Annotated in this window: 7 protein-coding genes and 2 tRNA genes; 3 read left to right on the forward strand and 6 right to left on the reverse strand. The window is 68.6% G+C overall.

Annotation, left to right across the window (positions count from 1 at the left end):
* Window positions 1-818: 818 nt before the first annotated feature.
* The gene (locus ABN401_RS16230; RefSeq protein WP_349685909.1) at window positions 819-3,191 is read right to left on the reverse strand and encodes a pre-peptidase C-terminal domain-containing protein; all 2,373 of its coding nucleotides are present in this window, start codon (window positions 3,189-3,191) and stop codon (window positions 819-821) included.
* A gap of 186 nt (window positions 3,192-3,377) precedes the next feature.
* Between ABN401_RS16230 and ABN401_RS16235 the strand changes: the two genes are divergently transcribed.
* From ABN401_RS16235 to ABN401_RS16245, 3 genes are all read left to right on the forward strand, one after another.
* Entirely contained in the window at window positions 3,378-5,351 is a 1,974-nt protein-coding gene (locus ABN401_RS16235) for a DEAD/DEAH box helicase (protein ID WP_349685910.1), read from the forward strand.
* A 93-nt stretch (window positions 5,352-5,444) separates the two neighbouring features.
* Window positions 5,445-6,536, forward strand: a complete 1,092-nt coding sequence (locus ABN401_RS16240) for an ABC transporter ATP-binding protein (RefSeq protein WP_349685911.1) — start codon at window positions 5,445-5,447, stop codon at window positions 6,534-6,536.
* Window positions 6,537-6,622: 86 nt separating this feature from the next.
* Entirely contained in the window at window positions 6,623-8,392 is a 1,770-nt protein-coding gene (locus tag ABN401_RS16245) for a patatin-like phospholipase family protein (RefSeq protein ID WP_349685912.1), read from the forward strand.
* A 171-nt stretch (window positions 8,393-8,563) separates the two neighbouring features.
* Here ABN401_RS16245 and ABN401_RS16250 read toward each other — a convergent pair.
* The 5 genes from ABN401_RS16250 to ABN401_RS16270 all read right to left on the reverse strand — a co-directional run bounded on the left by ABN401_RS16250 (window position 8,564) and on the right by ABN401_RS16270 (window position 11,341).
* Window positions 8,564-8,640: transfer RNA gene (locus ABN401_RS16250), tRNA-His, on the reverse strand.
* A 145-nt stretch (window positions 8,641-8,785) separates the two neighbouring features.
* Window positions 8,786-9,502: a TonB family protein gene (locus ABN401_RS16255; protein WP_349685913.1), complete on the reverse strand. Its 717-nt coding sequence runs from the start codon at window positions 9,500-9,502 to the stop codon at window positions 8,786-8,788.
* Window positions 9,503-9,508: 6 nt separating this feature from the next.
* Entirely contained in the window at window positions 9,509-9,946 is a 438-nt protein-coding gene (locus ABN401_RS16260) for a biopolymer transporter ExbD (protein WP_349685914.1), read from the reverse strand.
* Between the two features lie 5 nt (window positions 9,947-9,951).
* On the reverse strand, window positions 9,952-10,857 hold the full coding sequence (locus ABN401_RS16265) for a MotA/TolQ/ExbB proton channel family protein (protein WP_349685915.1): 906 nt from the start codon (window positions 10,855-10,857) through the stop codon (window positions 9,952-9,954).
* 408 nt (window positions 10,858-11,265) lie between these two features.
* Window positions 11,266-11,341 (reverse strand) — tRNA-Phe (locus ABN401_RS16270).
* Window positions 11,342-11,541 lie beyond the last annotated feature (200 nt).

The following is an 11,541-nucleotide window of genomic DNA, read 5'->3' on the forward strand; positions in this document are numbered from 1 at the left end:
TCGTCACCTCCGCCACCGGCGCGCAGTCCGGACGGGTGCTTTAGGAGCCGCCTGAGGTAACGCTCCGTTTCGCTCATTACGAGTTCCCCCACCTGACAGTTGCTGTCGTAGCAGCAGCGGAGTCCGCTTGCCCCGCTTACGCTACGATCGGCTCTCGACCCATTGCAGACTAAGTTCCACAGCCTAAGCTACCAACTGGCCCACGCGACGAAAGCGTCTGAGCAACGGTTTTGATAATCCTCCCAGACGACGGCGAGCCGACCCCTAAGTGGGTCGCAGGTGTTGTGGCTATCGTCGGTCTGCTGTTGATGTTCGTGACGTTGTTTTTCCAAGCTTCGTGGCAAAGCGGAGTCTTCGGGCTGGCATTTATCGGGTTTGCGGTTTGGCTGATGCGTGACCGCAGGAAGCGTTAGACGCGAACACCGAAAGGTCCGCTCCCCACCCGTAAGAGACGTTGGCAGTGTCGGCTTTTGGACGGTGGCCGCGGTGCAGCTTACCGTGTCGCTTGCTCTGCGGCCAGTAAATCGAGCCCTGTGCCGGACCACCGTAGCGATAGGTGAGGCCCGTCCGGGCCGGTTGGGTGCCGCGCGACCAACGGTCCCCGCGCCACGTGCAGCGATCCCAGTGAAACGGTTTCAAAATCGAGCGCTGCGCCTCGCGTTGACAGGTACAGCCCAGTGGTACATCGTTCTTTCGTCGGAGCCCCAGATGTGCCCGCTGTATAAGGCTTCGGAGCAGGAGGCGTTGTCTCCCACCCTCTCCGCCACTCGCTTCACTGACGCCGATCCGACGAAGCCCGTCCCAGCCGGGGCGGTGACCTAGAAGGCCCCCCGGACCGGTCCGCCCGTCGACGCCAGCCTCAGCACCACGTCGTCGACCTGGACCCCGCCTCGGTCGATCACCAGGTTCTGATAGTTGCGCTGGCCCTCCATTGTCTCGGCCTCGACGCCCGACACCTCCGCGACGAACTGGCGGCGCAGATAGGTGGCCAGTTCTCCGGCCGTGACCGCGCCGTCGCCGTCCACGTCGCCCTCGCCCGCCAGGCCCGCCCGCAGGAAGTGGGACAGATAACCCCCGGCCTCGAACTTGTCGGCGACCGAACTGGTCAGGTCCTCTTCGGAGCTGAACAGACCCATGACGCCGGGGCGATCCACGACGTTCCGGGCGAATCCGCCGGAGAAGCAGCTGTCCAGCACCAGCAGCGACAGCCGCGTGTTCAGGCCCCGGAACAGCTGGCCCATCTCGACGTCGGAGATTTCCCCGTCCCTCAGGACGATGGTCTCGGTGCGGCCGTCCGGCTCCTGGGCGCTGGCGCTGCCCTGTTCCTGACTGCCGTGACCGGAGAAGAAGAACAGGAACATGTCGTCGGGCCCCGCCTGTCTGGCGACCGACTGGAAGGCGTCGCGCACGCCGGCCACCGTCGCCTCGGCATTGGTCAGGACCACGCTGGAGGCGTTCAGCACCCCGCCCCGCTCCAGCGTCTCGGCCAGCTTTTCGGCGTCCTCGTCGGTATAGGCCAGGTCCCCGGCGACATCGCCGTATTCCGAGATGCCGACCATGATGGCGAACACACGCGCCCCGCCCTGGACCGCCGCCTGGCGCGGCGAGCCCTGGCTGGGGCTGACGCTGAACCGGTACGACCCCGTCTCGCCGGGCGAATAGGAGGTGACCATGACCTCGTACTCGCCGTCCTCGGCCAGGACAGTGTCCAGCCGACTGTCGGTGCCGTTCTCGCCGTCGTCATTGTCCAGTTGCTCGCCCGACGGCGTCCGCAGCATCAGATAGGCGTCGAAGGCCGACGAGGTCAGCTCGGCCGCGACCCGCTGGCCCCGACGCCCCGAGAAGGTGAAGCTGTCGACGTATTCGCCGCTGTCCAGCTGTTCGTCGCCCGACTGCAGCGTCCCGCCCACCGTCTGGCCGATCGCGATCGCGCCGCCCGCCACGTCCTGGCGGCGCCCGCGATCCTCGACGTAGGACTCCTGCTGCGGGCGTCCCTGAGAGGCCCGGCCGTCGGCGGCCAGAACGGCCAGGCGGTAGGCGCCCTCTTCGCCCGAGGCATAGCTGGTGGCCGTGATCCGGTACTCGCCGTCCGCCGGCAGGGTCACGAACAGCCGGCTGTCCAGCGCCCCGTCGCCGTCCGGGTCATCGTCGTTGAACTCGTTCAGCCCGCCCGGCCCCTGGATCGCCAGATAGGGATCGAAGGCCGAAGACATCAGCCGAAGGTCCAGCGCCTGGCCCCGGCGTCCGCGCAGGGTCCAGGTCTCCAGATACTCTCCGCCCTCCAGCCGCCGATCGCCCCGACCCAGGTCCCCGCTGACGGTCTGGCCGACCTGGACGGTCCCGTCGCTGTCGCGCGGCGGCAGGGCGTCGGGCCGGGCCGGACGTCCCCGGTCGGCGCGCGCCGGCGTCGTCCGTTCCACCATCAGGCGATAGCGGCCCGTCTCGCCGGTGCCAAAACTGGTGGCGGCGATGTCGACCTCGCCGTCGGCCGGGGCCGTGAAGGTGATGCGGCTGTTGCGGGTGCCGCGCTGGCCGGTGTCGTCGTCATTGTCCTCGGACAGGCCGCCGGGGCCGCGCACCATCAGATAGGCGTCGAAGTCCGAGGCATCGAAGCTGACGGTATAGGTCTCGCCCCGCCGCACCGGCACGGTCCAGTCATCGGCGAACTCGCCAGCCTGCAGCCGCCGGTCGCCCGAGGCCAGGATGCCGGTGGCCGGGTCGTCCACCGTCAACCGTCCCCCGCCCGCATCGGCCTGCCCCCGGCCCGACAGGGCCGCCGCGCCACCGCCACCCGACAGGGCCAGGGCGTAGCGTCCCGTCTCGCCGGGCTCATAGCTGGTGGCACTGAGGCGGTAGGTGCCGTTCGCCGGCAGCCGCACGTCCAGCGCCGAGTTGGTGCCGTCATCGGGCGCATCGTCGTTGTCCTCGGAGAAGTCACCCGGACCGCGGATCATCAGATAGGTGTCGAAATCGTCCGATCGCATCGTCGCGCGCAGGGTCTGGCCCGCCCGCCCCTCGATCTCATAGACGTCGGTGAACTCGCCGGAGTTCAGCCGGTCATCGCCGCGCTCCAGCTCGCCCTGCACCTGGCCGCCGGAACGCAAGGTCTGCTGGGCCCAGGCCGGGCCGGTCAGCAGCGGCCCGGTCGCCAGAGACAGCGAAAGAGCGGTGGAAAACAGAACCTTGCGCACGCGCGACTCTCCCCCGAAAGACGCCGGGACATTGCATGGGGTCGACACCGATGTCACGGGCCGGCGAACACGGGTCAGATTCCGGCGCCCTTCCCCCAATTCGGCCTTGATCGCGGCCTAAAGGCCCCGCCCCCCGGAATGCCCGCGACGCTCGCGTTTTGGCCGCGTTCGCCCTACGAGACCCCCATGCCCTTTCCCGCCAGTCATCCCGCGCTCGACCGCGCCCTGTCCGAACGCGGCTATGACGAGCCGACGCCTGTCCAGTCGGCGGTGCTGGAGGCCGAGGTCGGCCGCGATCTGCTGGTCTCGGCCCAGACCGGTTCAGGCAAGACCGTGGCGTTCGGCCTCGCGCTGGCGACGACCCTGCTGGGCGACGCCGAGCGGATCGAGGACAACGGCGCCCCCGCCGCCCTGGTCATCGCCCCGACCCGCGAACTGGCGCTTCAGGTCTCCAAGGAGCTGGAGTGGCTGTATGGCAAGGCCGGGGCCCGCATCGCCACCTGCGTCGGCGGCATGGACCCGCGCGCCGAGCGTCGCGTGCTGGAACGCGGCGCCGCCATCGTCGTCGGCACGCCCGGTCGCCTGAAGGATCATCTGGAGCGCGGCGCGCTGGACCTGTCGCAACTCAAGGCCGTGGTGCTCGACGAGGCCGACGAGATGCTGGACATGGGCTTTTCCGAGGATCTGACCTTCCTGCTCGACGCCGCGCCTGCCCAGCGCCGCACCCTGCTGTTCTCGGCCACCCTGGCCCGCGACATCGTCGATCTGGCCCGCACCTATCAGCGCGACGCCCTGCGCATCGACACGACGCAAAAGAACGCCCCCCACGGCGACATCGAATACCGCTGCATCCGCGTGGCCCCCAATGAGGTCGAGCTGGGCGTCGTCAATGTGCTGCGCTATTTCGAGGCCCCCGGCGCCCTGGTGTTCGCCAATACGCGGGAGCGGGTGAAGCACCTGACCAGCTCGCTGCGCGAACGCGGCTTCTCCGTCGTCGGCCTGTCGGGCGAACTGACCCAGAGCCAGCGGTCCGAGGCGTTGCAGGCGCTGCGGGACGGGCATGCGCGGGTCTGCGTCGCCACCGACGTCGCCGCACGCGGTCTGGACCTGCCCGACCTGGGACTGGTCATCCACGCCGAAATCCCCGTCAACAAGGCCGGCTTGCTGCACCGTTCGGGCCGCACCGGGCGCGCGGGCAAAAAGGGCGTCTCGGTCCTGATGGTCAGTTACACGCGCCGCAGGAAGGTCGAGCTGATGCTGCAGTCGGCGGCGATCAAGGCCGAATGGATGGGCCCGCCGTCGGCGGAGATGATCCTGGAAAAGGACCGAGAGCGGATGCTGGCCGACCCCGTCCTGACCGCACCGGTCGAGGACGAGGACGCCCTGGCCATGGGCAAGCTGCTGCTGGAACGGTCCAGCCCCGAGCAGATCGCCGCCGCCCTGATCCGCCTTTACCGCCAGAAGCTGCCGGCCCCCGAAGACGTCTATGACGACGACCGCATGAAGCGCGCCCAGGCCACGGGTGTGAACGATCGCGGCCAGAAGGAAGGCCCCCTGACCGACTTCGCGCGCGGCGGCGACATGGTCTGGTTCCGCATCAACATCGGTCGCGACAAGAACGCCGATCCGAAGTGGTTGCTGCCCACCATCTGCCGCCTGGGCCACGTCACCAAGCCGGACGTCGGCTCCATCAAGATCTTCGAGCGCGAGACCAAGTTCGAGATCACCAAGGCCGCCGAGGCCAGGTTCCGCGCCGCCGTCGCCGCCTCGACCGAGGACGGAGTGACCGTGTCCGACGCCGTGGCCCCCGGGCCGACCGAACGTCCCGCGCGCCGCTTCGACAAGCCGATGCGCCAGGACGGCGATCGCCCGGCCCGCCCGCCCCGCACCGAGGGCGCGCCGGCGAAGAAGCCCTGGACGCCGCGCCCGGCCGAGGCCGCAGCCGCGCCCGCTCCGGCCGGCGAGGCCAAGCCCAAATGGGTCAAGCGCACCAAGGACGCCCCCGCGCCTGAGGGCAAGAAGCCCTGGGTCGACAAGCCCAAGTCCGCCAAGAAACCGTGGGTGGCCAAGCCCGGCGCCTCCGCCGGCGACCGCCCCTGGACCGGAAAGCCCAAGCCGGGCGCCAAGCCGCCGTTCAAGGGCAAGAAGGCGCGGGGCTAGGCTTCACCCTCCCCTACAGGGGGAGGCAGAGGGTTTCCGGTGTCGCTGTAACCGTTTACGGTCGTCTCAACGACAAGCGGGACGGACACAGGAATGGCCGAGGTCGCCCTTCGCGGCATCACCAAGAGCTTTGGCGCGACCCCGGTGCTGAAGGGCGTCGATCTGGACGTCGCGGACGGCGAGTTCGTGGTCTTCGTCGGTCCCTCCGGCTGCGGAAAGTCCACCCTGCTGCGCGTCATCGCCGGACTGGAAGAGCCCGACGCCGGTGAGGTCGCCATCGCCGGCCGGACGGTGAACGCCCTGTCGCCGTCCGACCGGGGCATCGCCATGGTGTTCCAGTCCTACGCCCTGTATCCGCACATGACGGTCCGCCAGAACATGGCGTTCGGCCTGACGCTGGCGAAGACAGACCGGGCCGAGGTCGACCGCCGCGTCAACGCCGCCGCCGACATCCTGAACATCGCCGACTATCTGGATCGCAAGCCCAAGGCCCTGTCCGGCGGCCAGCGCCAGCGCGTCGCCATCGGCCGGGCCATCGTGCGGGAACCCGAGGTCTTCCTGTTCGACGAGCCCCTGTCGAACCTGGACGCCGCCCTGCGGGTGCGGATGCGCTATGAGTTCGCGGCCCTGCATCAACGGCTGAAGACCACCATGGTCTACGTCACCCACGACCAGGTGGAGGCCATGACCCTGGCCGACCGGATCGTGGTGCTGAACGGCGGCGTGGTCGAACAGGTCGGCGCGCCGCTGGAGCTGTACGAGCACCCCCAAACCCGCTTCGTGGCCGAGTTCATCGGCAGTCCGAAGATGAACCTGATCCCGGCCGAGATGGTGGAAGCGTCGGCCGACGGGGCGACCGTCCGGCTGGCGGATGGCACCACGGTCCGCGTCGCGGTCGAGGCGTCGGGCGCGGCGGTCGGACAGGCCGTACAGATGGGGGTGCGGCCCGAGCACCTGACCCTGGACGGGCCCGGCGACACGGTCGCGGCCACCGCGACCTTCGTCGAGAGCCTGGGCGCGGCGACCTATGCCTATGCCGCCTTGCCGAGCGGGGACGACACCCTGACCGTTCAGTTGCCGGGCGAAGTTCGCGTCGCGGCGGGCGACCAGCTGTCGCTGAAGTTGGCCCCCGGCAAGGCCCATCTGTTCGACGCGGACGGGGCCGCGTTCCGCAGGCTGGCCTGAAGACTTGCCCCCGGCGCCGAAGCGCCGCTAACTCGGACCCTCGATCCGCGCGGTAACCGCGCGCCCCAGCCCGGCGACATCCGATCATGGCCCCGCATCGCCCCGATACGCTGGAAGCGGCCCTGGCCAAGGTCTTCGAGGACAAGAACACCCGCGCCAGCTGGTTCGCCCTGACCGGCGGAGAGGTCCTGTTCCAGGCCGGCGAGGAGGCCGACAGCCTGTATCTGGTTCGCTCCGGACGGCTCGGCGTGTTCCGGCAGGAGACGGATCAGCCGCCCCAATTCCTGGGCGTCGTCAAGCCGGGCGAGCCGGTCGGGGAGATGGCGCTGATCGCGGGGACGCCGCATTCCGCCAGCGTGGTGGCGCTGCGCGATTCCGAGATCCTGGCCCTGCCGCGCGAGGACTTCTTCGAGGCGGTGGCCACCCGGCCCGACGTCATGATCGAGCTGTCGCGGCTGATGCTGCAGCGGGCGCGGGAGCGGGCGCCGGGGGTGACCGAGCCCACGGTGTTCGGCTTCGTCTCCGTGCGGGCGCGACCGATCCGCGCCTTCGTCGAGCGGATCGCGGCGGCCATCGAGGCCATGGGGTTCACCTGTCAGGTCATCGATCATTCGGCCCTGTCGTCGGTGTCGGAGTGGTTCTCGCGCATGGAGGACACCCACGACTTCGTCCTCTATGTCGCCGAACTGGACGAGCCGTCGTGGGCCAATCTGTGCGCGCGTCAGGTCGACAGGCTGTTCGTCGTCGGCGACGCCCTGACCGCGCCGCCCAGGGTCATTCCAGCGATCAGCGCCCACGGCCTGCAGCAGTTCACCGACCTGATCCTGCTGCGCGATCCCCGGATGCGGAGACCGGCCAACACCGGCGTCTGGCTGGACGCCGTCGATCCCGGGCGCTGGTTCCACGCGGTCGAAGGCGACGCCGCCGACGCGGCCCGGATCGCGCGGATCGTCACGGGCACGGCGATCGGTCTGGTCCTGTCCGGCGGCGGGGCGCGGGCCTATGCCCATATCGGCGCGGTCAAGGCGCTGCATGAGGCGGGGGTCTGTTTCGACTTCCTGGGCGGCAGTTCCATGGGGGCGGTGATCGCGGCCGGGCCGGCGCTGGGGTGGACCGACGAGGAGCTGGACGCCCGTATCCGCCGGGCCTTCGTCAAGTCGGACCCCCTGTCGGATCTGGCCTTTCCCATGATCGCCATGACCCGGGCCCGGAAGGTCGCCCGGTTGCTGGAAGAGGCCTATGGCGACGTCGACATCGCCGACATGCCCCTGCCCTTCTTCGCCTGTTCGTCGAACCTGACGACGGGGCGGATCGAGGTGCATCGGCGCGGCCTGCTGCGCCGGGCCATGCGAGCGTCGATCTCGATCCCCGGGGTCATGCCGCCCGTGGTGATGGACGGCCAGGTGCTGGTCGATGGAGCGGTCATCAAGAACTTCCCGACCGATGTGATGCGCCAGTTCTGCGCCGGGCCCATCATCGGGGTCGACATGTCCCAGGCCCGGGGCGTCGATCCCGAGGCCCTGGAGAACCCGCCGTCGTGGTGGCGCTGGATCGCCTCGGGCGCCTGGAAGAAGGGGCCGCCGATCGTGTCGATCCTGATGCGGGCGGCCACGATCACGACCGACGCCGACGTCGAGGACAGCCGGGCCGAGACCGACCTGCTGATCCTGCCGATGCCCGAGGGGTCCGATATTCGCGACTGGAAGGTCTACGATCCCGTCGTCGAAGCCGGGCGGGTGGCGGCGACGCAGGCGCTGGAAGGACTGACAGTGCCGATCTCGCAGCTGTGCCGGCGTCGGCCCGAGGCGGGAATGCCGCCCCTGGACGAGGACAGCGTCCCGGCCGAGGTGGCCTGACGACAGCCGCGCCCTCGCGTCATCCTCGGGCTTGACCCGAGGATCAGACTGTCAGCGAGGCGGAAGGAACGAGCGGCGCTGCGCCGCTGCGGCCCGTTTCCGCCGATGCCTTCGTTCCACATCCGATCCTCGGGTCGAGCCCGAGGATGACGGCGTGGGTGTGGGAGGAAATGGTACAGCCTCTCAGGATTGAACTGAGGACCTCCGGCTCCACAAACCGGCGCTCTAACCAGCTGAGCTAAGGCTGCACAACGTCGCCCGTGAGGGCTGCGAGAGGCGGGTATCTAGCGGCTGGGTCCCTCTCGATCAAGCCTATTCCAGCTGCGACCAACAAAGAGAAACGCCCCGGAGGTTCCCCCCCGGGGCGTCTGTCATTCTGGTGTGCCGTCGGGATCAGTCCGGCAGGTTGAACCTGACCGTGAAGCGGACGGTACCCCCGGTCGCCACGCCGTCGACGGAGCGAGGCGAGAGACGGGCGCTCCGGGCCGCCGAGAGGGCGGCGCGACCGAAACCGGCCCCGGAAGGCGATTCCGACACGATCGAGCACCCGCTGACCGAACCGTTCGGGTTCACCGTACAGCTCAGATCGGCGCTCCCCTCGATCTCACGCTCGAGAGCGCGATCGGGATATTCCGGTGAGGGCTGACGGGCCCAGCTCGGGTTGGTGATCACCGGCGGCCGGACCGGAGCCGGCGGGGCCGGCGGCGGCGGGGGTCCGGGGACGATCACGGGCGGACCCGTGTATTCGACCCGGTCCTCCTTCTTCGTCGGCTCGATCGGAAGGGTGATCGGCGGCGGAGGGGCCTGGGTGTTGATGACCGGCGGACGCACCTGCAGCTTGGGCGGCGGCGGGGTGTCCGGCGGAGGCGGAGGCGGCGGAGGCGGCGGAGGCGGGATCGGTTCGACGATCTCCACGTCCACGGCCTCGTCCGTGTAGTTGAACTCCTGCAGTTCGAACTTGGCCTGCTGGAGATAGAACAGCAGGATGCCGAACAGGACGCAGACGATCGCCAGGGCGATCAGCCAGACCCCGGGGGAAACCCCCATGAAGCCCTTCCTGCGAGGGGCGTCATAGCGGCTGCGATGATACTCAACGGGTGTGTCTGTCATCTGGACCTACTGCGTCGAGGTGTCTTCGCCGACCAGGGCGACGGAATAGAAGCCGTTGTCCTGCAGGGCGTTCATGACTTGCATGAAGTCACCGTAGCGCGTCTGCGTGTCCGCGCGGATGTAGATCCGCTCTTCCTCGGGATTGCGCGTCCGGATCTGGACGCGCAGATCGTCGCCGAGGCTGGCGGCGCTGGTGCGGAAGTCACCCAGGAAGACGTCGCCGTCGTTCTGAATGGAGATGAACACCGGCTTGGGCGGATTTTCTTGGGGCGGAGCCACGGCGCGAGGGAGCTTGACCTCCACCGACACGGTGGCCAGAGGCGCGGCCACCATGAAGATGATGAGGAGAACCAACATGATATCAACGAACGGCGTTACGTTGATCTCGCTGTTGGCCTCGACGACGCCTTTGCCACCCCCGCCACTGGAGAGTTTGGCACCCATCCCGCTTAGGCTCCCTTGTCCAGCTGACGCGAGAGACCGTTCATCAGTTCGGCGTTGAAGCCGTCAGAGCGGGTGCCGTAGGCCGAGATGCGGGTGTTGAAGTAGTTGTAGAAGATAACCGCCGGGATGGCCGCGAACAGGCCGATACCGGTGGCCAGCAGCGCCTCGGCGATACCGGGGGCGACGACGGCCAGGTTGGTGGTGTTCGATTCGGCGATGCCGATGAACGAGTTCATGATCCCGTAAACGGTACCGAACAGACCGATGAACGGGCCGCCCGAACCGGTCGAGGCCAGGAACTGCTGTCCACCGGACAGGCGCTGGGCCAGACCGGACTGAACGGCCGAAACCGCCGTCTGGGCGCGCATGATGGTGGTGTCGCGGTGCTCGCCGGTGACCGACAGGCCGGCCTGACGGGCCAGTTCGACTTCTTCGGTGGCCGCGGCGGCCATGTCGGCCAGCGGGTTGCCGTCGAACTCGTCAGCCGTGGCGATCTTGCGCATGTCCGCGATGGTGCGGGCCTGGCGGAAGGACTCGAGGAAGCGGTCGGTCTTGGAGTTCAGGCCGGCGAACTCGATCAGCTTGATGATCAGCAGGGTCCACGAGAAGATCGAGGCCAGCAGCAGGCCGATCATCACGACCTTAACGACGAGCGTCGCGGCCATGAACATCGAGATCGGGGTCAGGCCACCCTCGCCGTGACCGCCGCCGGCGGCGTCAGCAACGGTAGCGGGATCGGTTTCGGTAGCGGCCGGAAGTTCGGCGGTCGGCGCGGGGGCCGCCGCAGCCGGAGCAGCGGTCGTGGCGGCGGCGTCAGCGGCCGGAGCGGCCGGGGCCTGGGCCAGAGCCGGCGAACTCGCCAGAAGCACGGCGGCGCCGGCCAGGGCGAGAAGGGTGTTGGTCTTGTGCATGTGTCGCCAGTTCCTGCTTTTTCGTCTGACTCGTGGAACCCAAGAGACGCAACGCGTCAGTGCGAAGCGCCCCTGCATGGAAAACGGTTGTGTCCCGCCGTCTGGCCGGGTTGGCCGAACGGCGAAACGCCTTCTGTCGCATCCGGTTGCCCGAGAGGGCCCCTTCGGCGGTTGGACGGACACCGTGAAATGGGAGTTTCACAGGCATCCGGCCGCTCACGCAAAGAAAGCGGTCAAGTTCCTTTGGCGAACCGATACCAGAGCGTCAAGGGCGCAAAGGTGCTTTTCGCCCCTCGGGCGAGCCAGGGCGTGTGTGGCCCGCAATGTCGCACCACTGCTGCATTTGGTCGGTAGATTAACCAACCCCGTTCGGCGAAAGCCGCCCGGAAGTCTGACCTTGGGGAAAGGTGGTGCCTGGGGGCGGATTCGAACCACCGACACGCGGATTTTCAATCCGCTGCTCTACCAACTGAGCTACCCAGGCGCGGCGCGCCGGAGCACGTCCGGAGCGCGAGAGCGGGGTCTATAGGCGAGCCGAAACGGGGTGTCCAGCCGGTGAAACGCAGCCACGCGTCATCGGTCTTCCGCTGTGAACGGGATGGGAAGGGCGGGCGGAGCAGCCGGGCCTTCGCCCGGAGACCGTAGGAGTGTGTGTTTCGGCGAAAGACGACTGCTCCGCGCGGC

This window comes from Brevundimonas aurifodinae, from assembly GCF_040195595.1.
Lineage (GTDB): Bacteria > Pseudomonadota > Alphaproteobacteria > Caulobacterales > Caulobacteraceae > Brevundimonas > Brevundimonas aurifodinae.